The sequence below is a fragment of the Pseudomonas sp. DWP3-1-3b3 genome (assembly GCF_049896305.1).
Classification (GTDB): Bacteria; Pseudomonadota; Gammaproteobacteria; order Pseudomonadales; family Pseudomonadaceae; genus Aquipseudomonas; species Aquipseudomonas azotoformans_A.
Genome location: NZ_JAFCUA010000011.1, coordinates 73,782 through 98,727 on the forward strand (window position 1 = coordinate 73,782; position 24,946 = coordinate 98,727).

Sequence of the window (24,946 nt, forward strand, 5' to 3'; positions counted from 1 at the left end):
CCGCTCGGCTACCTTCGCGACCTTTTGCGACCCGTGCCCATGCCTCCGATCCTCGCCCCCGAACTGCTCGCCCCCGCCGGCACCCTGAAAAACATGCGCTACGCCTTTGCCTACGGCGCCGATGCGGTCTACGCCGGCCAGCCGCGCTACAGCCTGCGGGTGCGCAATAACGAGTTCGATCACGCCAACCTGGCCCTTGGCATCCAGGAAGCCCACGCCCTGGGCAAGCGCTTTTATGTGGTGGTGAACATCGCGCCGCACAACGCCAAGCTGAAGACCTTCCTCAAGGACCTGGCGCCGGTGATCGCCATGGGCCCGAACGCGCTGATCATGTCCGACCCTGGGCTGATCATGCTGGTGCGCCGGCATTTCCCCCAGATGCCGATCCATCTGTCGGTGCAAGCCAACACGGTGAACTGGGCCAGCGTGGAGTTCTGGCAACAGCAAGGGATCTGTCGGGTGATCCTGTCGCGGGAATTGTCGCTGGAAGAGATCGACGAGATCCGCCAGCAGGTGCCGGCCATGGAGCTGGAAGTGTTTGTGCACGGTGCGTTGTGCATGGCCTATTCCGGGCGTTGCCTGCTCTCGGGCTACATGAACAAGCGCGACGCCAACCAGGGCACCTGCACCAATGCCTGTCGCTGGAAGTACCAGGCCACCCCGGCGGTGGAAAACACCACGGGGGATATCGTCCAGCACTGCCAGCCTACCCTGGGCATTGGCGCGCCCACCGATCAGGTGTTCCTGCTTCAGGAAGCCAACCGCCCCGATGAACAGATGCCCGCCTTCGAAGACGAACACGGCACCTACATCATGAACGCCAAGGACCTGCGCGCCGTGCAGCACGTGGAGCGCCTGACCCGGATGGGTGTGCACTCACTGAAGATCGAAGGCCGCACCAAGTCGCACTTCTACTGCGCGCGCACCACCCAGGTGTATCGCCAGGCCATCGATGATGCGGTGGCCGGTCGCGCCTTCGACCGCACCCTGATGACCGACCTTGAATCCCTGGCCCAGCGCGGCTACACCGAAGGTTTCCTGCGCCGCCATGTGCACGATGAATACCAGAACTACCAGAACGGCAGCTCCGTGTCAGAGCGCCAGCAGTTCGTCGGCGAGCTGACCGGCGAACGCCGGGGCGAGCTGGCCGAGGTCAAGGTGAAAAACCGTTTTGCCGTGGGCAATCACCTGGAATTGATGACCCCTGCCGGCAACTTCCACTTCGACCTGGCCACTTTGCACAACGCCAAAGGCGACGCCATCGACGTCGCGCCGGGGGACGGGCACACCGTGTATGTTCCGCTCCCGGCACAGATGGACCTGCGCTTTGGCTTGCTGATGCGCGACCTCTAACGCGTCGCCGCGCAGAACCGGTGGATCGCCGCGCAGGCCTGGCGCAACGAATCGTCATCCAGGGCATAGGCGATGCGCAGGTACGGCGCCAGGCCGAAGGCGCTGCCGTGCACCACGGCCACATTGGCTTCGTCGAGCAAGGCGTGGGCGACGTCCTCGTCCGTCTCAAGCAACCTGCCGGCGGCCGAGGTGCGCCCCAGTAGGCCCGCGCAAGAGGCAAAGGCGTAGAACGCGCCGCTCGGGCGGATGCATGCCAAGCCAGGCGTGGCGTTTAGCAAGGACACGACCAGGTCGCGGCGCCTCTCGAAGACCGCCCGTGATTGGCGGATAAAGTCCTGTGGCCCGTTCAAGGCAGCAATGGCAGCGTGCTGGGAAATCGCGCTGGCCCCCGAGGTCTGCTGGCCTTGGAGTTTTTCCATGGCCTCCAGCAGCCAGCGCGGGCCGGTGGCGAAGCCGATGCGCCAGCCGGTCATGGCGTAGGCCTTGGAGACACCGTTCATGGTCAGCACCCGAGGCGCCAGGCGCGGCTCGACCTGGGCCAAGGTGTGGAACGCCTGGCCGTCGAACAGCAGGTGCTCGTAGATGTCATCCGCCAGCACCAGCACATGGGGATGCTTGAGCAACACGTCAGCCAGCGCCTGCCATTCCAGGCGACTGTAGACGGCGCCCGTCGGGTTGGACGGTGAATTGAGGATCAGCCAGCGGGTGCTGGAGTTGATCGCCTGGTCGAGGGCGGCCGGGGTCAGTTTGAAGCCGTCCTCGGCGCTGCACGGCACAATCTTCGACGTGCCGCCACACAGCTCGACCATTTCCGGATAGCTGACCCAGTACGGCGCGGGCACGATCACTTCGTCGCCTTCGTTGAGGGTGGCGGCGAGTGCGTTATAGATCACATGCTTGCCGCCGTTGCTGACGAGGGTGTCTTGCCAGGTCACGTCCAGGCCGTTTTCGCGACGGAATTTCTCCGCCACCGATTCGCGCAAGGCGCGCACGCCAGCGACCTGGGTGTAGCGCGTATGGCCATTGCGGATCGCTTCGATGCCGGCCTGGCGAATGTGCTCCGGCGTATCGAAGTCTGGCTCGCCAGCGCACAACGAAATGATGGTTTCGCCTTCGGCCCGGCGCGCGGCGACGCGGTCGATGATGCGGTAGGTGGCGGACGGTTGCGCCTGGGCCAGGCGCTTGTTCAGGGTATTCATGAGCCCTTCCTCTGCAAGGTGTGATAACCCAGGGATTCACGGGCCTGCTTCAGCGTCTTGCCCGCCTCGATCTGCGCGCGGATCTGCGATTCCACCGCTTCGATCTGCCGCGCCACCTGCGCCACCTCAGCGGCACGGGCGCGGGGCACCACCAGCACGCCGTTGGCGTCGGCCACTACGATGTCCCGGGCGCACACGCGGGTTTCGCTGATTGCCACCGGCTGGTTCACCGACAGCACTTCGACGCGGTCCTTGCCGGTGCGCATGTAGCGGCCACGGGTGAACAACGTGTAGCCATCGCCCAGGGCTTTGCTGACGTCGCGGCACACGCCGTCGATCACCGTGGCGGCTATCCCGCGCGTGCCGGCGTACTGGGTCATGATGTCACCCCACACCGTGCAATCGGTGCGCCCGGCGTTGGCGATGACCACCACGTCCCCTGGCAGCACATCTTCGATAAAATCGCCCACCGAGCCCGGCGGCGTGTTGGCCGGCACGTATTGCACGGTAAATGCCGGGCCCACGACGGTGCCACGGTAGTTATCCAGCGGCGCGATGCCCAGGCATTGGCCGGGGATGCCCAGCTTGTCCATGGCATCCGAGACGCCAGGGGTGTCGAGCCCTTCGAACAGGGCGACCAACTGTTGATCGTTCATCGGGCAGACTCCACGCGGATGGCTTCGAATTGGCTGTCGTGCATCACATCGGCGACCGAGCGGCCGCTGCGCACGGCGTCGACCATGCTGGCTTCACGGGCAGCGATGCGCTCGCCCAGGTCGAGCACTTGCTCGATCACCGCAGCCGGGATAAACACCGTGCCGCAGCGGTCGGCGATCACGAAGTCATCTTCCGAGACGTCAACACCGCCGACGTTGAGGGTGACACCGGAATCCACCTGCACCACACGGTTACGCGCGCTGATCATGGTCACGCCACGGCCATACACCGGATAACCAATGGACGCGCTGCCGTCGATATCACGGCTGAAACCGTCGATCACCGAACCCCGGATATGTTTGGCGACGGCGGCGTTGGCGATGATGTCGCCCCAGCAGGAAACGCCATCGATCCCGCCAGCAATCACCAGCACGCGGTCATCGGTGGTAATCGCGTCGATCACCGGGGAAATCAGGTGCGCCGTGGGCGCGTCATCGGTCTTGGGGGCCAGTTTGACCGTGCTGGCCCGGCCGACCACTTTGGGACAGTCCCACAATGGCCGGATGCCGACCACCGCGCCCGTCAGTTGCAGGAAATCCAGTGCGTCGGAAACCGTGTTGGTATCGAGTTCAGCCAGGCGCTGAAGCGGGTCGACAAGTGACATGAGATGAGCCCCTGTTGTGGTTGGGGCTCAAGTCTCACTGAGGGGCGGTGATCGGTATATTCGTATTAACGTTAGGCAAACATACGTTTTACCTATGAAAGATCAGATCCGGAACTGGCCGACCAACTGCCCCAGGCGCTGGCCCAGATCCGCCAGGCTGCGAGAGGTCTGGGCGCCCAGTTGGGTCTCATCGGCCACGCTGTCCACCGCCACGGCAATCTGATGCACGCTGCGGTTGATCTCTTCGGCCACGGCGGTCTGCTCCTCGGCGGCGCTGGCAATCTGGGCGTTCATCGAATTGATGGTGCCGATCAACTGGGCCATGGTGTCCAGAGACGCGCCGGCTTCGTTGGCCTGGGCCGAGGTGCCGTCGCCGGCATCGCTGGAACGGCGCATGGCCTCCACCGCCGCCTCAGTGCCTTTTTGCAGGCGGTCGATCATGCCCTGGATTTCCTGGGTGCTGGTCTGGGTGCGACTGGCCAGGGCGCGCACTTCATCGGCGACGACCGCAAAACCACGCCCGGCCTCCCCTGCTCGCGCCGCTTCGATGGCGGCGTTGAGCGCCAGCAGGTTGGTCTGTTCGGCGATGGAGCGGATCACGCTGAGCACACTGACGATGGAAGACACGTCCTGCTGCAGGCTGTCGAGGGACACACCGCTGTTACGGATGTCGCTCACCAGCGCATGGATCTGCGCAATGCTGCCATCTACCACACGCTTGGCGGCCTGGCCTTCGGCGTCGGTCTGTTGGGCCGCGACCGAGGCGCCCTGGGCACTGCGCGCCACTTCTTGCGCAGCCGATGACATCTCATTGATCGCGGTGGCGACCTGATCGGTCTCGTGGCGCTGGCGCTCCATGGCCTGTTCGGAGCGCTGAGCCTGGTCGGAGACCTGGCTGACCAGGCCGGTGAGCTGGCTGGTCATCTCGGTGATCTGGCGCACCAGCCCGTGGATCTTGTCGACAAACCGGTTGAACGCGCCTGCCAAGTCACCCAGCTCGTCCTGACTGGTGATGGCCAGGCGGCGGGTCAAGTCACCTTCGCCGGCGGCGATGTCGTCGAGGCTGGCTTTCATCAAGTGCAGCGGACGCAGGATGGTATTGGCCAGCAGCATGCCGACGGCCGCGATCACCAACAGCACCACCACGGCCACGCCGAGAATGCTCAGCAGCACGCCCTCCATGCGTTTCTGCACCTTGGCTTCGACCACCGCCACCTGGGCTTCAATGCCGTCCAGGTTCACCGACGTGCCAATGACCATGTCCCATTTCGGCAGGTATTCGGTGTAGCCGAGCTTGGGTACCAGTTCGGTCTGGCCGGGCTGGGTCGAGCTGTATTGCAGGTAGTGGGTGCCGTCCTTGCCGACCTTGACCAGGTCGCGATTGACGTACACGCCATTGGGGTCGCGGTTGTCCTTGAAGCTCTTGCCCACGCCGTCGGGGCTGTTGCCCTTGAACAGGCGGATGGTCTCGGAGTCGTAGCCGAAGAAGTAGCCGTCCTTGCCGTAACTGGTGTTCGACAGGAGCTTGACCACCTGGGCACGCGCGGCGGTGTCACCGGGTGCGGCCGCTTCGTAGAGCGGCTTGATGGTGGTCATGGCCACTTCGACATAACTTTGCAGCGTGGCCTTGGCGTCGTTGAGCAGGCGCTGGCGGGTTTCGTCCACCTCGTTGCGCGCCTGCCCCTGCAGGATCCACACGGTGGTCAGGCTGATGACCACGGCAAACAGCAACACCGGCACTACGGCGAGGGACAGGACTTTGGCCTTGAGGCTCAGACGCATGGCTTTTCTCTCTCTTATTAGTGGCGACTGGAGAGGTTATCGGCCGGTTACGCTGAACCTGTAGATCAGAGGGTCATCGCCGCCAGCCAGCCAAACGCCAGCAACGGGATGTTGTAGTGCAGGAACGTCGGCACCACCGTGTCCCAGATATGGTGGTGCTGACCGTCGACATTCAGGCCGGAAGTCGGGCCAAGGGTGGAGTCCGAAGCAGGCGAACCAGCATCACCCAGGGCACCGGCCGTGCCGACGATGCACACGATGGCCACCGGGCTGAAGCCCAGTTGCACGCACAGCGGTACAAAGATCGCGGCCAGGATCGGCACCGTGGAGAACGACGAGCCGATGCCCATGGTCACCAGCAGGCCCACCAGCAACATCAGCAACGCGCCGACCCCACGGTTATGGCCGATGAACGCCGCCGAGGTTTCCACCAGTGAGCGCACGTCGCCCGTGGCCTTGAGTACTTCGGCAAAGCCTGACGAGGCGATCATGATGAAGCCGATCATCGCCATCATCTTCATGCCTTCGGTGAACAGGTCGTCGGTATCGCGCCAGCGCACGATGCCCGACACCGAGAAGATCAGGAAGCCGGCCAGGGCGCCGATGATCATCGAGTCCAGCCACAGCTGGATGATGAACGCCGAGGCAATCGCCAGGCCGGCCACCAGCAGGGTCAGTGGGTTGTATTGCACCGCCACTTGCTCGACGCGCTCGATTTTCTCCAGGTCGTACACGCGTTTTTTGCGGTAGCTGATAAACACCGCCACCAGCAGGCCCACCACCATGCCCAGCGCCGGCAGGCTCATGGCGTGGGTGACGTTGACCTGGCTGATGTCCACCCCGCTCTTGGCCACGTTGGCCAGCAGGATCTGGTTGAGGAAGATATTGCCAAAGCCTACCGGTAGGAACATATAGGGCGTGATCAGGCCGAAGGTCATCACGCAGGCGATCAGGCGGCGGTCCAGTTGCAGCTTGGTCAGTACGTACAGCAGCGGCGGCACCAGCAACGGAATGAACGCGATATGGATCGGCAGAATATTCTGCGAGGCAATCGCCACCACCCACAGCAAGCCGATCAGCAGCCATTTGACGTGGTTGCCGCCGCTGGCCTCCTGGCGGTCCACCAGCAGCAGCGCCTTGTCAGCCAAGGCGTGGGCCAGGCCGGATTTGGCAATCGCCACCGCGAACGCGCCGAGCAAGGCGTAGGACAATGCCACGGTTGCACCACCGCCCAAGCCGCCGTTGAAGGCTTTGAGCGTGGCGTCGATGCCCAGGCCACCGGTCAAACCACCCACCAGGGCGCCGACGATGATGGCGATGACCACATGCACGCGGGACAAACTGAGCACCAGCATGGTGCCGACCGCGGCAATGACTGCGTTAATCATGGTTACCTCAAGCAGAAAAACAAAAAAACAGGCATGCCCGCGCCCAGGCGGCCATGGGGTGGCAGCCAGCGTGCAGGCTTGAAGGAGGTCTTATTAGAGGGCGCGCACTTTGCAGCAGGTGGCGTCGCATGTCAAAAAACGGCGCCGCTTTCAGATTTCAATTGAACGTTTAAATAATAAAGATTCGGAAAAAGTGGCCGATAGCCTGACTCTCTGTGTTTTCAGGTTTAAGGATGCTCCTCGATGTCCCTCAGACAGCTCTCCATTCAATGGAAAATCACCCTGCTCGCTGGCCTCTGCCTGCTGGGAATCGTGACCCTGCTGGTGGGTCTGTCGTTGTATCGCATGGAGCAGAGTTCGCAGCAGGTCAAGGCATCCAGTATGCAGATGCTGGATGAAGCCGCCCAGGCGCGCATCGAGGCCCAAGGCGAAGTGCAGGCATTGGGCATTCGCCGCCAGTTCATGGACGCCTATCAATACGGTCACGGTTTTTCCCGCCAGGTGCTGTTCTTGCGTGAGCAGGCCGAGAAGCGCTTTCTCGATGCCTTCGACACCCGCGAAGACCTGACTCGCCAGGTCAAGGCCGCGCTGCAGGCCAACCCGGATTTGCTCGGCCTGTCCCTGGTGTTCGAAGCCAATGCCCTGGACGGCAAGGATGAGCTGTTCGCCGGCCAGGCCGAGCTGGGCAGTAACGATAAAGGTCGCTTCGCCCTGTACTGGTCGCAGCCGACACCCGGCAAGCTGGAGTCGATGGCGTTGCCGGAAAGCGACATGTCCGACACAAGCGTCGGCCCCAGCGGTGAAAAGGCCAACGCCTGGTTCACCTGCCCACGCAGCACGCTCAAGCCGTGCGTGATCGAGCCGTACTTCTACAGGATCAACGGGCAAAACGTGCTGATGACCAGCATCGTCTTCCCGTTGATGGTCAACGGCAAAGTCATCGCCTCGCTGTCGGTGGACATCAACCTCAACAGCCTGCAGGCCGTGAGCCAACAGGCCAGCCAGAAGCTGTACGACGGCCAGACCCAAGTCAGCATCCTCAGCCCTACCGGTTTGCTCGCCGGCTACAGCCCGGACGTGAGCAAGCTCAGCCAGCGCCTGGACCAGGTTGATACGGCCAACGGTGCGCAATTGATCAGCGCCCTGGCCAGCAGTACGCAAATCCGTAGCCTGCGCACCGACCACCAACTGAAGGTACTGGCACCGTTCGCGCCAATCCCGGACGGCAAGTCCTGGGGCGTGTTGCTGGATGTGCCGGAGAAAGTCCTGGTCGGCCCGGCTGAAGCATTGAAAGCACAGATGGACGCCGATAACACCCGTGGCACCTTGCTGGAGCTGGGCCTTGGCCTGCTGGCTGCGGTGGTCGGCTTGATCCTGGTGTGGTTGATGGCCCGCAGCGTGACCCGCCCGATCCTCGGCGTGGCCCGCATGCTCGAAGACATCGCCAGCGGCGAAGGCGACCTGACCCGACGCCTGGCCTACGACAAACAGGACGAGCTGGGCCAATTGGCCGGCTGGTTCAACCGCTTCCTCGACAAGCTGCAACCGATCATTGCCGAGGTGAAACGCTCGGTGCAGGACGCCCGTGGCACAGCCGATCAATCCGCTGCGATTGCCACTGAAACCAGCGCCGGCATGGAACAGCAATATCGCCAGGTCGACCAGGTGGCCACCGCGTCCCATGAAATGAGCGCCACTGCCCAGGATGTGGCGCGCAGCGCTGCCCAGGCCGCACAAGCCGCCCGCGACGCCGACCAGGCCACCCGTGATGGCCTGAAGGTGATTGACCGCACCACGCGCAATATCGGCGAGTTGGCGGCCGACATGAGCACGGCCATGACCCAGGTCGAAGGCCTGGCCGCCAACAGCGAAAAAATCGGTTCGGTGCTTGAAGTGATTCGCGGCATTGCCGAACAGACCAACCTACTGGCCCTCAATGCTGCCATCGAAGCCGCCCGCGCGGGTGAGGCCGGCCGTGGCTTTGCGGTGGTGGCCGACGAAGTACGCAACCTGGCGCAGCGCACCCAGGAATCGGTGGAAGAAACCCGCCTGGTCATCGAACACCTGCAAAGCGGCACCGAAGAGGTGGTCGGCTCCATGGGCAACAGCTATCGCCAGGCCCAGGGCAGTGTCGAACAGGTGGGGCAAGCCGTGACGGCGCTGCGCCAGATTGGTGATGCGGTGACAGTGATCAGCGACATGAACCTGCAGATCGCCAGCGCCGCCGAAGAACAAAGCGCCGTGGCCGAGGAGATCAACAGCAACGTAGCGACCATTCGCGATGTGACCGAGTCGCTGTCAGAGCAGGCGAATGAATCGGCACGGGTGAGCCAGGCATTGAACAGCCTGGCGAATCAGCAGCAGGGGTTGATGGATCAGTTCAGGGTGTGATCAGACCCTTGTCGAAGCGACAGGCTTATCCCTGGCGCTTCGGCAATTCGATCAACACTTTCAGCCCGCCCAACTCGCTTTCCTGCAACTGCAGCACCCCGCCCCACACCTCGACGATATCCCGCACGATCCCCAACCCCAGGCCATGACCCTGGATCTGTTCATCCAGGCGCGTGCCACGGCTGAAGACCTGGTCACGCTGGGTTTCAGGAATGCCGGGGCCGTCATCTTCTACCGCCAACAAATAGCTGTGCTCGGCCTCGGTAACGGTCAAGCGCACCTCGGCATCCGCCCATTTGCAGGCGTTATCCAATAGATTGCCGAGCAACTCCAACAGGTCTTCTCGGTCCCAGGGCAGCTGCAAGCCGGGCGCGGCGTGGGAGCTCAGGTCCAGGTGTTCACCGTGGATCATGTTGAGGGTAGCGAGTAGGCCGGGCAGTTCTTTTTCGCAATCAAACAGCGCGCCCGGCAGGGTTTCCCCGGCCAGGCGAGCACGATTGAGCTCGCGGTTGAGGCGGTGCTGCACCTGCTCCAAGTGATCGCGCAACAGCTTGCTCAGCTCGGGATGATCCTTCAGCGCGTCGCTCGAAGCGGCGCTCAACAGCACCGCCAGCGGGGTCTTGAGGGCATGGCCGAGGTTGCCCAGGGCATTGCGTGAACGCTTGAGGCTGTCTTCGGTGTGAGCCAGCAGATGGTTGATCTGCGCCACCAGCGGCTCCAGCTCCTGCGGCACCTGGGTGTCGAGTTGTGAACGCTGGCCCTGTTGCAGTTGGGCGATCTGGTTACGCGCGGTTTCCAGCGGGCGCAAGGCGCGGCGCACGGTGATCCGTTGCAGGATCAGCACCAGCAGCAGCGCCGCCAGCCCCAGCACCAGGCCGATCTGACGCATCAGGCGGAAGCTTTCCCGCACGGGCGTGTAGTCCTGGGCCACGCTGATGGAGATTGGCTGGCCGAAGCGTTTGTAGTCCTCGCGCAACACCAACAGTTGCTGGCCTTCCGGTCCCAGTTGCAGGTTGCCCTTGAGTCCCGCCTCGGGAAGATGCGGCAGGTCCTGGTCCCATAACGAGCGGGAGCGCCAATGCTTATCGGCAAAATCGATACGGAAATAGTGCCCCGAAAACGGCCGTTGATAGGCCGGCGACAGGCGTTTCTCATGCAATTGCAAACCATCAGGGCCACGTACCAGCGCCACCAACAAGCTCTCGCTGTCATTGCGCAAGCCGGCTTCCAGATAGCGCTGCAACCCCGTTTCGAACAACCACAGGCTGGTTTGCGCCAGCGCTACGCCGACGACCACCATCACGCTGACCAGGCCCAGGCTCAGGCGCCGTTGGATCGACCTCATGCGCCGCTGCCGCCGAACCGGTAACCCTGGCCGCGCCGGGTCTCGATCACACTGCGGCCCAGCTTGCGACGCAGGTGGTTGACGTGGACTTCCAGCACATTGGAGTCGCGCTCGGTTTCGCCGTCATACAGATGCTCGGCCAGGTGGCTTTTCGACAGGATCTGTTCGGGGTGCAACATGAAGTAGCGCAACAGACGGAATTCGGCCGCGGTCAGCTGGATCTCCGCGCCATCGCGCAGCACGCACTGGCGGCCTTCATCCAGGTGCAGGCCGGCGGCCTGCAGGGTCGGTTGATTCGCATGACCGTGGGAGCGGCGCAACAGCGCCTGGATGCGCAGGTGCAGTTCCTCGGGGTGAAAGGGTTTGCTCAGGTAATCATCGGCGCCAGCCTTAAGCCCTTCGATGCGCTCGGCCCAGGAATCGCGGGCCGTGAGGATCAGCACCGGGATGGCCAGCGCGGCGGCACGCCATTGCGCCAGTACCTCAAGCCCCGGCAAACCCGGCAGGCCCAGGTCAAGAATGATCAGGTCATAGGGTTCGCTACGCCCCTGGTACGCGGCGTCGCGACCATCGGCGAGCCAATCGACGGCATAACCCTGGCGTTGCAGCCCGGCCAGCAGTTCATCGGCCAGGGGAACGTTGTCTTCCACCAAGAGCAGGCGCATCAGTCTTCCTCGTCTTTGATCAGCACACCCGTGGATGCGTCCAGCTTGATCTCGCGCACCACGCCGTCGGCGGTGACCAATTCCACTTCATAAGCATATTTGCCATGCTTTTTTTCAAGCTCGGCTTCCAGCAGACGCGAACCGGGATGACGCCCCATGGCCTGCTCCAGCAACTGCTCCAACGGCAAGATGATCCCCTGCTGGCGCAGTGCCAAGGCCTCATCCTGATCAAGATCGCGGGCCGCCAGGCTTGAGCAAAAAACCAGGAGCACCAACGCCACTCGACTGCTGGTGTTTAAATTTACCTTCATTACGTTTCCTGATGATTCTTGAGAACCTGCCCAGTGAGCGCGTCCAATTCAATCTCCCACTCGATGCCGTTGGTGTCTTCCAGCTCAACTTGGTACAGGTACTTGCCGTACTCCTCGTCCAGGTCGGTATCCAGCAGCGTCGAGCCAGGATGCAGAGCCAGGGCCGTGGCTTCCAGTTGATCAAAGGCGATAATAGTAACAGTGGCAGGCACTTTCAGTGGCTTGTCGGGGTCCACGGCTCGGGCCTGGGTCGCCGTGAGAGCGATGATACCGGCGGCGACCAGCACTGTGAGGCGCTTCATGGAGAGTCTCCGTTTCAAGATTTTTCCTACGTCCGCCACGGTACCGTCTGCAACTTAACTGAAACTGAATTGCCACCATGGCAATTTCCCACAAGCCTCTTCACCCATCGCCGCGAGAGATTTCCTATACTGCCCCGCTCGTTGCATGAGAGACCGGAATGACAGCCATCCACATCAAGTTTCCCGCCCTGACCCTCAAGGCTGGCAAACGCGCCTTTGCCCGCATTCGCGAGCAAGGCCTCACGCCGGCCGACGTCGGCATCCTGCCCGGCGCGGCCGGCGGCCCCAAGGCATTGGGCATCCAGGGCCTGGACCTGGCGTTATTCGGCGATTGGCTACCCCGCGCGCCACGGGAACGGGCGCTGGTCGGTGCGTCCATCGGCTCCTGGCGGTTTGCCAGTGCATGCCTGCCCGACCCGGTGCAAGGCCTGCTGGACCTCGGCCGCCTGTACAACGAACAAAGCTTTGCCAAGGGCGTGACCATGGCCGAGGTCAGCCAGAGCTGCCAGCGCATGCTCGACGACCTGCTGGCCGGTCGCGATGCGCGGGTGCTGGACAACCCGAACTATCGCCTGAACATCATGGTGGTCAAGAGCCACGGCCTGCTCGCTGATGACCACCGTGGGCGCCTGGGACTCGGCCTGTCGTCGGTGATCGCCGATAACCTGCGCGGCCGCGCGCGGCTGTCGCGGCACTTTGAACGGCTGATCATCCACGACCCACGCCAGGCGCCACCGGTGCATCCCTTAAAGGATTTCCCCTCGCGCTTCCTGGCCCTGGAACTGGGCAACCTGCGCCAGGCCCTGCTGGCCTCAGGCTCGATTCCCATGGTGATGCAAGGCGTGCGCGACCTGCCGGGTGCAGGCGCCGGCACCTACCGCGACGGCGGCCTGTTGGACTATCACCTCGACCTGCCTTACCACGGCGACGACATCGTGCTGTACCCGCACTTCACCGATCGGGTCATCCCCGGCTGGTTCGACAAGGGCCTGCCATGGCGGCGCAGCAGCCCACAGGGTTTGCAGGATGTATTGCTGCTGGCGCCTTCCAAGGACTACCTCGCCCGCCTGCCCCACGGCAAACTGCCAGACCGCAGCGACTTCAAGCGCTTCATGGGCGACGACCCAAGCCGTAACAAGTACTGGCAGACCGCGATGAGCGAGAGCCAGCGGCTAGGCGATGAGTTTCTGCAACTGGCGGATAACGGCCAATTGGGCGAGCGGCTACTGGCCCTGTAGCCGCTGGCCACATGCAACCTATCATTCGCCAGCAAGTCGATGCCTACAGAGGGACGGTATGCGCGGCAGGGGCTCAAGCTGTTAAACTCGCCGCCTGCCAGACACCGACCGAGCTGAAAACACTGTGGAAATCTTCAAGGAATTTACATTCGAATCCGCCCACCGCCTGCCCCACGTACCGGAAGGCCACAAATGCGGGCGCCTGCATGGGCATTCGTTCAAGGTGGCGATCCACCTGAGCGGCGACCTGGATCCCCATACCGGCTGGATTCGCGACTTCTCGGAGATCAAGGCGATTTTCAAGCCGCTCTATGAACGCCTCGACCACAACTACCTCAATGACATCCCAGGCCTGGAAAACCCCACCAGCGAAGTGCTGGCCAAGTGGATCTGGAACGAGTTGAAGCCCCTGCTGCCTGAGCTCAGTGCGATTCGTATCCACGAAACCTGCACCAGCGGCTGCATCTATCGCGGCGAGTAACCGTGCGATGTGAAAAAACCACCCTGCGCGGTGGTTTTTTTGTACCTGCCTCCCTTACAGTCGTGGATTCCTGCCCGCAAGGAGCCCGCTGCAATGATGCGCCCCGCCACTGCTGATGATGTTGCTGCCATTGAGGCTATCGCCCAGGCCGCCTATTCGCCGTACATCGAACGGATGGGCCGCAAGCCCGGCCCGATGCTGGAGGATTACCGCCAGTTGGTGCAGGCCGGTGGCGTACATGTGCTGGAAAATGCTGGGAACGTTCAGGGTTTTATTATCCTGCTGGATGATGGCAACGCGCTGTTGCTGGATAACCTGGCGATTGCCCCAGAAGCCCAAGGGCTGGGCTTTGGGCGATTGCTGATGGACTTTGCCGAGCGCCAGGCGCTCGATGCCGGCTTCATGGCCATTCGGCTGTACACCAACGAAGCCATGAGCGAGAACATTACGCTGTACACCCGTCGAGGCTATGTCGAGACCCACCGGGCCGAAGAACACGGCCTGCGCCGGGTGTACATGACCAAACAACTCGCGGAGTAACCCATGGAGAACACTTGGCTGGCCCAGGCCAAACGCTTGCAGGCATTGGCGTCCACGGGGCTGCACTTTTGCACCGATGATTTCGAGCGCGAGCGCCTGGAAGAGATTGCCGAGATTGCCCACAGCATGCTCGCGCAATTGGGCAATGTGCCCTTGGAGCGCATCACCGGGTTGGTTACGGACTTCGCCAAACGCTACTCGACGCCGATGATCGATGTGCGCGGTGCGGTCATTCAAGGCGATCGGATTCTGTTGGTTCGGGAGTTGACCGACGGCTGCTGGGCGCTGCCCGGCGGGTATGCCGATATTGGTTTGTCAGCAGCGGAAAACATCGTCAAGGAGATTCGCGAAGAAGCCGGGCTGACGGTGACCGCGCGGGCCCTGTACAGCGTGACGCACAAGGCCAAGGGCATGTATCGACCGGATGTGCGCGACTTCTACAAGCTGTACTTCCTCTGTGAACCGGTAGACCAGTCGGCGCCGATGGCGGGGTTCGAGACCACCGAAGTGGGCTTTTTCCGCCTGGACGAGCTGCCGCCGCTGTCCCGCGGGCGCACCATTGAAAGTGACCTGGAAGCCGCATTCGCCTTCCACCGTGGCGAGACCACCCAGACGCTGTTCGACTGATCCAATTTGTATCACTGCTGCACCGCTTTCGTGCCCGATTGGGCACGGCGAACACTCCTTCCAGCGTTTCTCCCCTGTTTGGCTATAAATACTGTGCACACTGCACAGCGCCCGTCGTGCGCACATCACTGCCGCCGCTTTGGCACGCGCGGTGCAATAGGCCTGCGTCACTCATTCAGGGAGCAAGGCACATGACGCAGCAAGAACCGGGCAACGATTACCCCCTCAGCGAAGTCCCGATGCATGCGCGCAAAGGCCTGGCATCTACCGCCATGGTGCTGTTGGGCTTTACCTTTTTTACCGCGACCATGTTTGCCGGCGGCAAGCTGGGGGTGGCGTTCAGCTTCACCGACATGCTTGGCGTCGTAGCCTTGGGTAACCTGCTGCTGGGTATCTACGCCGCAGGCCTGGGTTACATTGCCTTCAAGAGCGGGCTGAATTCGGTGTTGATGGGGCGCTTCTGCTTTGGCGAAGTGGGCAGCAAGCTCAGTGACTTGATCCTCGGTTTCACCCAGATCGGCTGGTACGCCTGGGGCACCGCCACGGCCGCCGTGGTGCTGGGCAAGTATTTCGAGCTGGGCCAGGGCAGCGTCCTTGCGTTGATGGTGCTGTTCGGCCTGGTGTTCTGCGCCACGGCGTACATTGGCTATCGCGGGCTGGAGATCTTGTCCTACATCGCGGTGCCGGCCATGGGCATCCTGTTGTTTCTGTCGATGTGGGTGGCCACGGTCAAAGTCGGCGGGCTGGATGGGCTGCTGGCGGTGGTGCCGACCGGTGAACTGGACTTGTCCACGGCGATCACCCTGGTGTTCGGCACCTTTGTCAGCGGCGCGACCCAGGCCACCAACTGGACGCGTTTTTCGCGTTCGGCCAAGGTGGCGGTGCTGGCCAGCCTGATCGGTTTTTTTATCGGCAACGGTTTGATGGTGCTGATCGGCGCCTACGGTGCCATCGTCTATCAGCAACCGGATGTGGTCGAAGTATTGCTGCTGCAAGGCTTCGCCATGGCGGCGATGGCCATGTTGCTGCTCAACATCTGGAGCACCCAGGACAACACCATCTACAACTTCGCGGTGGCCGGCTGCAACCTGCTGCGCACCAAACGCCGCAAGACCGTGACCCTGGCCGGCGCGGTGATCGGCACGCTGCTGGCGTTGCTCGGCATGTACGACATGCTGGTGCCATATTTGATTCTACTGGGCACGGTGATTCCGCCGATTGGCGGGGTGATCATGGCAGACTTCTTCTATCGCTATCGCGGCCACTACCCGCGCCTGGCGGATGCGCGCCTGCCGGCGTTCAACTGGCCGGGGCTGGTGGCCTATGGGGTGGGCACGGTGCTGGCGTTCAACTCGCCTTGGGTCGCTCCATTGGTGGGTATCGTGGCCGCGTCGTTGACCTACATCGTGCTCACCGCTGTACTACGCGTGCGTGCGCCCTTGGCTGACGCCCAGGCATGAGCCTGACCCTCGCCGATGTGCTGGCCCTGCCGGGCCTGGAGTCCATGCACCTGCGTGCCGGCGCCGCTGGCCTGGATAATCGCGTGCGTTGGCCGTATGTGGCGGAAAACAGCGGGATCGCCGAGTGGGTGTTGGGGGGTGAGTTGGTGTTCGTCACCGGGATCAATCACCCACGCGACGAAACCAACCTGCTGCAACTGCTGGAGGAAGCCTGCGAACGTCAGGTGGCCGGGCTGGTGATTCTGACGGGACCCGCTTATATCCAGGCGATTCCGCAGCGTTTGCTCGACGCCGCCGAAGCCGCCGGCATGCCGCTGATCGAACAGCCCTACTCGTTGAAAATGGTGCTGGTGACCCAGGCCATTGGCTCGGCGCTGATCCAGTCCGAGCAGTTGGGACGCTCGCGGCATGATGTGCTGGAGCGCTTGCTGACCGGCGATTACCAATCACTGGATCTTTTGTTGCACCGGGCCACGCAGTTGGGCATGCCGTTAGCTGAGCATTGGCAGGTGGTTCAACTGCAACTGGAAGGCAGTGAGTTGCTGTTTGCCCAGGGTGATGCAGCCTCTGTGGAGGCGCAACTGGCCCGCCAACATGACGGCATCAGCCGTCGATTGCGTCAACTCTCGGCCGGTTTGCCGGTACTGGGGCGGGCCGGGCAATGGACACTGCTGCTCCCGGCTCCGGATGCTGTCGCAGCGTTGGCTAACCGCCAGCAATTGGCCAACTGGCTCAACCCATTGAACCTGCGCCTGGCACCGCTCAAATTGTTTATCGGCCTGAGCGCCGCCGCTCACCCACCGGCACGCCTGGCCCAGGGGCAGGATGAGGCCCGCCAGGCGCTGGCGGCTGCACGACGTTTCAGCGAACGCGCCGGGTTATGCGTGTACGACGAACTGGGCGTGCTCAAATTGCTCAGCGGCGTGCGTGATCGCGCCCTGCTCGACCAATTCCTGAATGAACGCCTGGGCCCATTGCTGCGCCACGACCTGCACCACGGCCCCAGCCTGATGCCCACCCTGGAAGCCTGGTTCCACGAGAATGGTAACCTTGTGGCCGCCGCTCAGCGGCTGGCCGTGCACCGCAACACCCTGACGCACCGCGTCCAGCGCATCGAAGCCCTGTGCGGGCTGACGCTGGATAATGCTTATGATCGCCTGGACATCGGTATTGCGCTGATGATCTGGCGACTGTCCGCCTGATTGTTTTTAGCCAAGAGGAACTTGCCCATGCACATCATCAACGCCCGCCTGCGAAACCGTGAAGGCCTGCATGATCTGCACCTGGAACATGGCCGGATCGCCAGTATCACGTTGCAATCGGGGTCACCGATTGCGGCGGCCGACGACCTGGACGCCGCCGGCAACCTGGTGATTCCACCTTTTGTCGAACCGCATATCCATCTCGACGCCACCCTGACCGCTGGCGAACCGCGCTGGAACATGAGCGGCACCCTGTTCGAAGGCATCGAGTGCTGGGGCGAACGCAAAGCCACCATCACCCAGGAAGACACCAAGACCCGCGCCAAGAAGACGATCCAGGCCCTTGCTGCCCACGGGATCCAGCATGTGCGCACCCACGTTGACGTCACCGACCCGGACCTCACCGCGCTCAAGGCTATGCTGCAAGTGCGTGAAGAAAGCACGCACCTGATCGACCTGCAGATCGTCGCATTCCCCCAGGAAGGCATCGAGTCCTATCGCAACGGCCGCGAACTGATGGAAGAAGCCATCCGCCTGGGCGCCGACGTGATCGGTGGCATCCCCCACTTTGAATACACCCGCGACCAGGGCGTGAGTTCGGTGAAGTTCCTGATGGACCTGGCCGAACGTACCGGCTGCCTGGTGGACGTGCATTGCGACGAAACCGACGACCCGCACTCGCGCTTTCTCGAAGTGCTGGCCGAAGAAGCCCGCAGCCGCGACATGGGGGCCCGCGTCACCGCCAGCCACACCACCGCCATGGGCTCCTACGACAACGCCTACTGCGCCAAACTCTTCCGTCTGCTGGGGCACTCGGGGATCAGCTTCGTCTCTTGCCCCACCGAGAGCATTCACCTGCAAGGCCGCTTCGACAGCTTCCCGAAACGCCGTGGTGTCACCCGGGTCAATGAACTGCTGGAAGCCGGAATGAACGTGTGTTTCGGCCAGGACTCCATCGTCGATCCCTGGTATCCCCTGGGCAACGGCAACATCCTGCGGGTATTGGAAGCCGGTTTGCACATCTGCCACATGCTCGGCTACCGCAACCTGCAAAGCGCCTTGGACCTGGTGACCGACAACAGCGCCAAGGCCATGGCCCTGGGTGAGCGTTACGGCCTGGAACCCGGACGGCCCGCCAACCTGTTGATCCTCTCGGCGGACAGCGACTATGAGGTCATTCGCAGCCAGGGCTTGCCGCTGTACTCGATCCGCAACGGCAAGGTGTTGATGAAGCGTCAGCCGGCGCAGGTGGAGTTTGTGTAGACGCCAGGCTCAGACGATCGAGTCGATATCCAGTGTTTGCGCCCTCCCCCATTCGTGATGCAACGCGGGAGGAATGCGGGCGACTTGCGACAGTTCACGGTTTTCACGGTGGCTGAACCAGCGCTTGAGGCTGGGTTGCAAGTGGGCGCTATGGGCCTGGCTGCCGTAGACATCACGGGCTTCCAGGCGTCGCCAGCGCAGGGTCGCAAGGCGCTCACGGCTGGTGTGCAAGCGGTCGATCTCGCTGTTCAAGGCATCATGATGTTCATAGCCCCGGTCGTTGGCGGGCCTGAGACGGGCCAGCTCCCGACGCTTGTTGCGCAGTTGCTCGCGCATGGTTTCAAGTGCCAGGTCGAGCAACTCGAACTCTCTTGGCGTGACCAGCGGGGCGTTGCTTTCCTGGGTTTGTTGCCAGCGACGGAGCGTCGCCCAGGCCGCCGGGATGTAGCTGGCGGTCATGAAGTGCTGGTTGGCCTGGAACAGCTGTTTCAGCAGGTTATCCCGCTCGGGCATATCGCCATGGAGTTGCAAGGCTCGGTTGCAACCCGCCTCCTGGATGGACTCACAACCGGGCTTCCACAACACCGAAGACTGTGTGCCATCTGGCAGCATGATCGGCATGAAGTGGTGTTGTTCGCCGTGGTGTTGGTAAGGGTTTCCACCCAAACGCACCAAACCGGCGGCGAACAGCAGGCCGCCCGGCGCGGGGGCGCTGAACAGGGTGATGGCGCCGGGGATCCAGAGTTTGGCGGTGGTGTTCATCCACGGGGCCGGGACGCTGGGGACGGGGTCGTTGTGATTGACGATGCGATGGTGGACCAGGGTTGAGGCGCCCTCGGTAAATTCGGAGTCGGCGGCACGGGGGGCGCCGTAGGTGTAGAGGAGGATGTTGTAGTTGCCCTCAGGTGCTCGGCGTAACCCTTCCGCCAGCAGCAAGGCGATTGCGCCGCCCAGGCTGTGGCCGCAGATGATAATTCGTTGGCCGGTGTGAAATTGGTCGAGGTAGCTCAGCACGAAATTGCGCATTGCGCGGTACGCTTGGTAGAAACCTTCATGTGCCTTGCCGACACCTTCCACAAAAACTACCTGATGGGCGTTTGCATCGCGCATCCCATCTGCGGCGCTGGCGGTGCCACGCACCGCGATCAGGATTACGTCATCGTGATGGGTGATAAACGCCTGGGTATCCGTACCAAATTTGTCATCATCGAAAAAATGCAAGTTCGCCGGATGCTCCTGTTTCTCCCCCAACTCGGGTTGGTTTTGTGGATACAGCTCTGGATCGAAGGGCAGGATCTCAAATCGCTGGGAGTAAGGGACCTCTTCGTAAAGGGGGTAAAAACGCTGCACTTGTTCTGCATCAAAACGCCAAGCCTCGTGGAAACCTGAAAGCTGCTCGGCGAACAGATGTCCGACGCTGGGATCAAGGGGGAACCGAACTTGGTCCTGGGGTTTTTTAGGTGGCTCTTGGCCGAAGTTGCAATAACTCAAGGTGGCCATCAATGCCAACTGATAAAGGTTCAAGGCGCAGAAACCTTCTTCGATTGAAAGCATCGGCCGGAAGGCTCGCAGTGGCCGGACCTCCAAAGCAGTGTGGTTGTTGGGAAACAACACGACGCCTGCCAAGTTTGATTGGGGCGGTCCAAACCCCAAGTCGCCCATCATCTTTAATGCATGCCGCTGGGGTTGATGACTCCGCTGCGCAACAGGTGGCAAGTGGGCGACATGACGGACTAAATCACGCACTTCGACCTGATAGAACCGGTTGGCCTTTTGCTGAGCAGGATTACTTTCGAGGCGCCGCCCATCAGAGGCGGCAAACCGCGTCTGCTCAGCCCGAGCCTGAAGCTCGGTAATAGGGAGCTTGTAGGTGGAGCGCTCCATCAGCCATTGATATGGCTGCTCTGCGCCGGAATACAGGTCATCAAAAACAAGTACCACGGGCCCACAATATATATCCTGCAGCTTGGCAAACCCTTCTCCATTGAGCCTGCCCTTGTATTGCTGCCCTGCACTATCGTAGACCGTATAAGGCAGGCCACCGTATGCCGTTCCCACGCCCACTTCATCGACGAGGCAAAAGCTCACCCAATGCCCGCGCAATGCACAGGCCGGCTTGCTATCACTGAAAAAAGACTGCTTCCTTGCATCCAGCTTCATGGCCTTGCTCCTTGTCATTTACACGATGGATAGACATCACAAACGCGACCATCCGGCATTTTTATAGGTTTAAAGTCGGAGGTGTTGCCGTTACAAAACGCATAAAGGTCCTCAAAGCTTTTACCTCTACAACGCTTCCAGCCGCCTGGCACGACTACCCAGTTATCACCAACAGCCGGTTCTTCCCGATCAGTGACTGTCAACACCAACCTGAGCGTGTTCCCCGCTAATTGATCACGTTGAGCAGCACCACCCGCCACAGACTTCTGCAACTGTCCCTGTTCATTTATCGAGCGACATTGCAGGAGTTTCCTGATCGCATGAAACGGCCCCACCGTCCTGAACCGCCAATGACATTGCCCAACCAATTCCTGGACACCCGACTCAGGCATTCCAGATTGATCATCCCCGCGATCTCGAATGGCGATACCTGCACGATCTCCACCTACGTCCGTATCACGCGTTCCCCACTTCGCATAAAACTCAAACTCCAGACTTCGCAGTACCGAAGGGCAGCCCTCGATTTTTTCGCTCAGCGGCAACTCATATCTCACCCGACTTGCCAGAGGTTTGTAGTCGGTAAAAAAGACTTTCCGCTCAGGCCTCTTTCCTCGACGTCGCGGCAACGTGCAGATTTCACCCGTAGCGGGCAAATAATTTGCGGCAGTTTTAAGCTCAAACTCCGCCGGCAGATCCACCTCCAGCGTAAAGCTATCAACCGGCTTGCCCGCACACCCTGTCAGCCCCAGCATCCCCACCACGCCCCATACACCTAGGCTTCTTTTATTCATCCTTTCCTTCCATTGATCGCCACTGCTCCACCACCCGGTCAAAGTGATCCGCCGGCGCCTCCCCAGCCAGCGGTTGCCACCCAATGACACTGCTTCGGGTGGCCTCCTCCAACCGTCGTACCACCAGAAACTCCAATCGCTCTGGCCCCCGCCATTGCCAGGCACGTGCCTGCTCCAGCACCTGGCTCAGCCAGATTTTCGGGTCCTGGAATTCCACCAATGCGACCAGGTCTTCGCTGTGTTCGGCCAACAGATAACGCAGGATATTGGCGTGCAGGATCGCTTCGGCGTTTGGGTTGGGTGTGTTCAGCCAAGGGACCGGATCAGGCAGCGGATACTCGCCGGGAGCCGGGTTATCAGCCATTCGCCAGCGGTCTTCGTGCCAGTAACACAGGCTGATCAAGGGGCCGAGGAATACCGGCCAGTGCTCAGGACATAGATAGTCCAGCGCACGCGCCAGGGTACGGTTGTCGTGAAAGCGGTACAGTGATTGCTCGCCCTCCGGCCCCGCCAGCAAACGGTCGCGCCAGTGCCGGGTCACGCTTGTCAGGTCTTCGTTTGGCAAGCTGCCCAGCCAGCCCCAGTGACCCTCGGGCTGTTGCAAGAGGTCTCGTAATGCAGGCTCGCTCATCTGCTTCAGCAGCAGGATGACGGGACCTTCCATCATGAGTTCCGCCAGCACAGTCTCGCCATAGAAGCTGCGGTAGTCCGACAAACTGCGCACCGCCAGCAGCGGCTCGCGCGCGGCACTCTGCCCGTCGAGGATCAAACACAGGTGCCTCCCTGCCTGCTGTTGTTGGGCCATCCATTGGCCTGGCATGTCCTGCATCAGGCAGCCCTCCCCGGCAGATCACAGAGGCCTTCACGGCAGCGTTCGCACACTGGGCAGTAGTCCGCCCCCAGTTGTCGGGCCAGGTTCATGGTCGAGCCTTGTACCTTGGAGACCTCTGGCGCACCGGCCATTCTCAAGGCGCTCGCCAACGGGGTCGCAGACGGTAACCCCCCAAGGGCTATGGGACGGCTGCTGAAAATGCCACCGGCCTGGATGACCAGATGCTCTCCACCTGCCTTGAGGCTCAGTTGCGCACCGGCATCGATCACCAGGCTGGCACCGGACTTGAGGTGAAGTTGCTGCCCAGCCTCGATGACCAGGGTCCGCGCCACCTGGGTCCGACTATCGCCTTGTACATCAAGGTAGTCGTTGGCCTTGAGCACCACTTTGCGGTCGCCGGTGACGTGGCGATGCTCTTCGCTTTCCAAGTGAACCGTGCTCAAGCCATGGATGACTTCTCGCCGCTCCCCCACGACCTCCAACCGACTGTCATGGCCGACCCTTTGCTCCAGGTCTCGCTGCGCACGCAGGTAGACAAGCTCCTCGCCACGACGGTCTTCCAGGTACACCTCGTTGGCGCCTTCCCCCCCAAGGGAACTGCGGCTGCGCAAAACGCTACGGGTCTTGTGTTGCGGCAAGGGATAGGACGGCCGGTGCAACGCATTCGGCAGGCAGCCGTTGATCAACGGGCGATCGGGATCCCCGTCCAGGAAAGTCACCAACACCTCCATGCCCACACGCGGGATCATCGTTGCGCCAAACCCGTCACCGGCCCACCCGGACGCCACCCGCACCCAGCAGCTGCTTTTATCATCCGCCTTGTCCCGGCGGTCCCAGTGAAAGCGCACCTTCACCCGGCCGTAAGCGTCGCAATGCACGTCCTCACCGGCCGGACCGGTCACGGTTGCAGTCTGGCTGCCATTGATGGTCGGCTTGGGATGCCTGAGAGACGGCCGATGCACGGCCTGCCAAGGTGTTGCGGTAAAGCGATTGCGATAGCCGTGGAACCCGTCGGTTGCCGGTGTTGCTTCCTCCAGCACCTGGGGTTGATAACCCTCATGACGCACCGACGTGATCAGCCACAGGTCGTTGCAGGATGGATCGGGATGATCTCGTATCTCAAGGAAGTGCCCACTGCGCAGCACTGGCTGATCACTCTTGCCCAATGCCCGATGCCGGTCGCGCTGGTGACGCTCCAGGCCCCGCTGCGCCAATTGCTTGCCACGGGTATGACCGGTGAATCCTGCCGGGTACTGATAGTCCTCAAGGGGGAGTGTCGACGCGACACCCGCGCTGTCGTGCAGGTGGAAGGAAGGATGTTCGAAGTCGTAATCACGGCGCACGGTCTTTTGGCTACGGATGCCCAGACGTACGTCGAAACGCTGGATGACCGGTGTATCAGCTTGCGGCCCGCCAGGCGCGCAGTAGCGTTGCACGGGTAAGCGGCGAAACACGGTCTGGTCATCGCCAAACACCAACAGATGAGTGTCCGCGCTGTGACGGAAATGGTAGTGAATGCCCTCTTCTTCACATAGCCGCTGGATGAAGTGAAGATCACTCTCTGCGTACTGCACGCAGAACGTACGCGGCGGATAAACCACGGGGCCAAGCTCAAAGGCGTAAGCATCTGCCAGGATGCCATGCTGCTCAAGGACCTCTGCGATGATCTGTGGCACGCTGCGCTGCTGGAAAATCCTCTGATTGCGCCGGTGCGCAAGGTAAGCCAGGCGAAGCGCCAGGGTCAGGTGGTAGCGAGTGATGCGTCGGCCTGGGTCATCACGGCCAACAGCGTAGATCAGCCCATGCAGGCCCCCGCTCATTTCGCCGAAATCCAGGTAGGCGGGTTGGTGGAGCAGCGCCTCCAGATCAAGGGAAGGGTTTTCAGTGACCACCTGTATGTGGATGAAAAACGGTTGATCGAGGATTTCACTGCCTTTGAATGCCAGGACTTGCAAGTCGGTATTGATAGGTGGAAGAACCAGATTGAAACGTGACGAAACAAACGCGTTAACCATCCGTTGTTACCCGCCGTTAATAGATGAACACCCTGAGATACTTCTTCTCGACAACTATGCACAACCATGGAAAAACCATGAAATTAGTTACCGAGAAAAAGTGCCGGAACGTCTCAAAGCTTAGTCATTTCAAGCAGAAACCGGCCATTTCAAAATAAAAAAGAAGTTTCGTACGATCAAGTTGGAAGTATCTTTTACAAAATAATAAAACGAGCCAGCGCACCATTCCTTGATAACAAGAAATGCCCTACAACAAATTACTCCAACAGAACTAACTAAC

General features: G+C 61.6%; 21 protein-coding genes and 3 pseudogenes. 10 read left to right on the forward strand and 14 right to left on the reverse strand.

Going from position 1 to position 24,946, the window contains the following annotated elements:
* Window positions 1-39: 39 nt before the first annotated feature.
* Complete coding sequence (yegQ, locus tag ACP7BX_RS26320) at window positions 40-1,353, forward strand: tRNA 5-hydroxyuridine modification protein YegQ (protein WP_426127467.1); 1,314 nt, start codon at window positions 40-42, stop codon at window positions 1,351-1,353.
* Here yegQ and ACP7BX_RS26325 read toward each other — a convergent pair.
* From ACP7BX_RS26325 to ACP7BX_RS26350, 6 genes and pseudogenes are all read right to left on the reverse strand, one after another.
* A complete protein-coding gene (locus ACP7BX_RS26325) occupies window positions 1,350-2,552 on the reverse strand; it encodes a pyridoxal phosphate-dependent aminotransferase (RefSeq protein ID WP_426127465.1) in 1,203 nt (400 codons plus the stop codon). The two genes, yegQ and ACP7BX_RS26325, sit on opposite strands and share 4 nt — an antisense overlap.
* Window positions 2,549-3,208 (reverse strand): RraA family protein, encoded by a 660-nt coding sequence (locus ACP7BX_RS26330; RefSeq protein WP_426127463.1) that lies wholly within the window; start codon window positions 3,206-3,208, stop codon window positions 2,549-2,551. The genes ACP7BX_RS26325 and ACP7BX_RS26330 overlap by 4 nt, the downstream gene beginning before the upstream one ends.
* Window positions 3,205-3,873 (reverse strand): RraA family protein, encoded by a 669-nt coding sequence (locus ACP7BX_RS26335; protein ID WP_426127461.1) that lies wholly within the window; start codon window positions 3,871-3,873, stop codon window positions 3,205-3,207. The genes ACP7BX_RS26330 and ACP7BX_RS26335 overlap by 4 nt, the downstream gene beginning before the upstream one ends.
* 102 nt (window positions 3,874-3,975) lie before the next feature.
* Window positions 3,976-4,797 carry a methyl-accepting chemotaxis protein gene (locus tag ACP7BX_RS26340; protein WP_426161318.1) on the reverse strand — a complete coding sequence of 274 codons (822 nt, stop codon included), beginning with the start codon at window positions 4,795-4,797 and terminating at the stop codon, window positions 3,976-3,978.
* Window positions 4,798-4,833: 36 nt separating this feature from the next.
* Window positions 4,834-5,655: pseudogene (locus ACP7BX_RS26345) on the reverse strand (cache domain-containing protein); the annotation flags it as partial.
* Window positions 5,656-5,720: 65 nt separating this feature from the next.
* Window positions 5,721-7,040 (reverse strand): Na+/H+ antiporter family protein, encoded by a 1,320-nt coding sequence (locus ACP7BX_RS26350; protein ID WP_162240118.1) that lies wholly within the window; start codon window positions 7,038-7,040, stop codon window positions 5,721-5,723.
* A 465-nt stretch (window positions 7,041-7,505) separates the two neighbouring features.
* Here ACP7BX_RS26350 and ACP7BX_RS26355 point away from each other — a divergent pair.
* Together ACP7BX_RS26355 and ACP7BX_RS26360 are read left to right on the forward strand one after the other, a co-directional pair.
* A pseudogene (locus ACP7BX_RS26355) lies at window positions 7,506-8,576 on the forward strand (HAMP domain-containing protein); the annotation flags it as partial.
* 276 nt (window positions 8,577-8,852) lie between these two features.
* Window positions 8,853-9,434, forward strand: a pseudogene (locus ACP7BX_RS26360) (methyl-accepting chemotaxis protein); the annotation flags it as partial.
* Window positions 9,435-9,459: 25 nt separating this feature from the next.
* Here ACP7BX_RS26360 and ACP7BX_RS26365 read toward each other — a convergent pair.
* From ACP7BX_RS26365 to ACP7BX_RS26380, 4 genes are read right to left on the reverse strand one after another with little or no spacing between them, the layout of a single operon-like run.
* Entirely contained in the window at window positions 9,460-10,779 is a 1,320-nt protein-coding gene (locus ACP7BX_RS26365; RefSeq protein WP_426127459.1) for a sensor histidine kinase, read from the reverse strand.
* Window positions 10,776-11,444, reverse strand: a complete 669-nt coding sequence (locus tag ACP7BX_RS26370; RefSeq protein ID WP_426127457.1) for a response regulator transcription factor — start codon at window positions 11,442-11,444, stop codon at window positions 10,776-10,778. Before ACP7BX_RS26370 ends, ACP7BX_RS26365 begins: the two co-directional genes overlap by 4 nt.
* Window positions 11,444-11,755 carry a PepSY domain-containing protein gene (locus ACP7BX_RS26375; protein ID WP_314533651.1) on the reverse strand — a complete coding sequence of 104 codons (312 nt, stop codon included), beginning with the start codon at window positions 11,753-11,755 and terminating at the stop codon, window positions 11,444-11,446. Before ACP7BX_RS26375 ends, ACP7BX_RS26370 begins: the two co-directional genes overlap by 1 nt.
* Entirely contained in the window at window positions 11,755-12,057 is a 303-nt protein-coding gene (locus ACP7BX_RS26380) for a PepSY domain-containing protein (protein WP_314533654.1), read from the reverse strand. The genes ACP7BX_RS26375 and ACP7BX_RS26380 overlap by 1 nt, the downstream gene beginning before the upstream one ends.
* 158 nt (window positions 12,058-12,215) lie before the next feature.
* Here ACP7BX_RS26380 and ACP7BX_RS26385 point away from each other — a divergent pair, with 158 nt between their 5' ends.
* The 7 genes from ACP7BX_RS26385 (at window position 12,216) to codA (ending at window position 18,868) form a co-directional block, all read left to right on the forward strand.
* A complete protein-coding gene (locus ACP7BX_RS26385) occupies window positions 12,216-13,295 on the forward strand; it encodes a patatin-like phospholipase family protein (RefSeq protein ID WP_426127455.1) in 1,080 nt (359 codons plus the stop codon).
* A gap of 124 nt (window positions 13,296-13,419) precedes the next feature.
* Entirely contained in the window at window positions 13,420-13,776 is a 357-nt protein-coding gene (queD, locus tag ACP7BX_RS26390; RefSeq protein ID WP_003190259.1) for a 6-carboxytetrahydropterin synthase QueD, read from the forward strand.
* A 93-nt stretch (window positions 13,777-13,869) separates the two neighbouring features.
* Entirely contained in the window at window positions 13,870-14,316 is a 447-nt protein-coding gene (locus ACP7BX_RS26395; protein WP_426127453.1) for a GNAT family N-acetyltransferase, read from the forward strand.
* Window positions 14,317-14,319: 3 nt separating this feature from the next.
* Window positions 14,320-14,943 carry an NUDIX hydrolase gene (locus ACP7BX_RS26400; protein ID WP_426127451.1) on the forward strand — a complete coding sequence of 208 codons (624 nt, stop codon included), beginning with the start codon at window positions 14,320-14,322 and terminating at the stop codon, window positions 14,941-14,943.
* 191 nt (window positions 14,944-15,134) lie between these two features.
* Window positions 15,135-16,403, forward strand: coding sequence for a cytosine permease (gene codB / locus ACP7BX_RS26405; protein WP_033899730.1), 1,269 nt, complete (start codon window positions 15,135-15,137; stop codon window positions 16,401-16,403).
* Window positions 16,400-17,605, forward strand: a complete 1,206-nt coding sequence (locus ACP7BX_RS26410; protein ID WP_426127448.1) for a PucR family transcriptional regulator — start codon at window positions 16,400-16,402, stop codon at window positions 17,603-17,605. Before codB ends, ACP7BX_RS26410 begins: the two co-directional genes overlap by 4 nt.
* A 27-nt stretch (window positions 17,606-17,632) precedes the next feature.
* Entirely contained in the window at window positions 17,633-18,868 is a 1,236-nt protein-coding gene (gene codA / locus ACP7BX_RS26415; protein ID WP_177077842.1) for a cytosine deaminase, read from the forward strand.
* 9 nt (window positions 18,869-18,877) lie between these two features.
* Here the strand turns inward: codA and ACP7BX_RS26420 are convergent, their stop codons facing one another.
* Genes ACP7BX_RS26420 through tssI form a run of 4 tightly spaced genes read right to left on the reverse strand, consistent with a single transcriptional unit; the run spans window position 18,878 to window position 24,666 of the window.
* Entirely contained in the window at window positions 18,878-21,028 is a 2,151-nt protein-coding gene (locus ACP7BX_RS26420) for a lipase family protein (protein WP_426127446.1), read from the reverse strand.
* A gap of 14 nt (window positions 21,029-21,042) precedes the next feature.
* Window positions 21,043-21,819: a hypothetical protein gene (locus ACP7BX_RS26425; RefSeq protein ID WP_314533671.1), complete on the reverse strand. Its 777-nt coding sequence runs from the start codon at window positions 21,817-21,819 to the stop codon at window positions 21,043-21,045.
* The gene (locus ACP7BX_RS26430; protein WP_426127444.1) at window positions 21,812-22,648 is read right to left on the reverse strand and encodes a DUF4123 domain-containing protein; all 837 of its coding nucleotides are present in this window, start codon (window positions 22,646-22,648) and stop codon (window positions 21,812-21,814) included. Before ACP7BX_RS26430 ends, ACP7BX_RS26425 begins: the two co-directional genes overlap by 8 nt.
* The gene (gene tssI / locus ACP7BX_RS26435; protein ID WP_426127442.1) at window positions 22,648-24,666 is read right to left on the reverse strand and encodes a type VI secretion system tip protein TssI/VgrG; all 2,019 of its coding nucleotides are present in this window, start codon (window positions 24,664-24,666) and stop codon (window positions 22,648-22,650) included. The genes ACP7BX_RS26430 and tssI overlap by 1 nt, the downstream gene beginning before the upstream one ends.
* Window positions 24,667-24,946 lie beyond the last annotated feature (280 nt).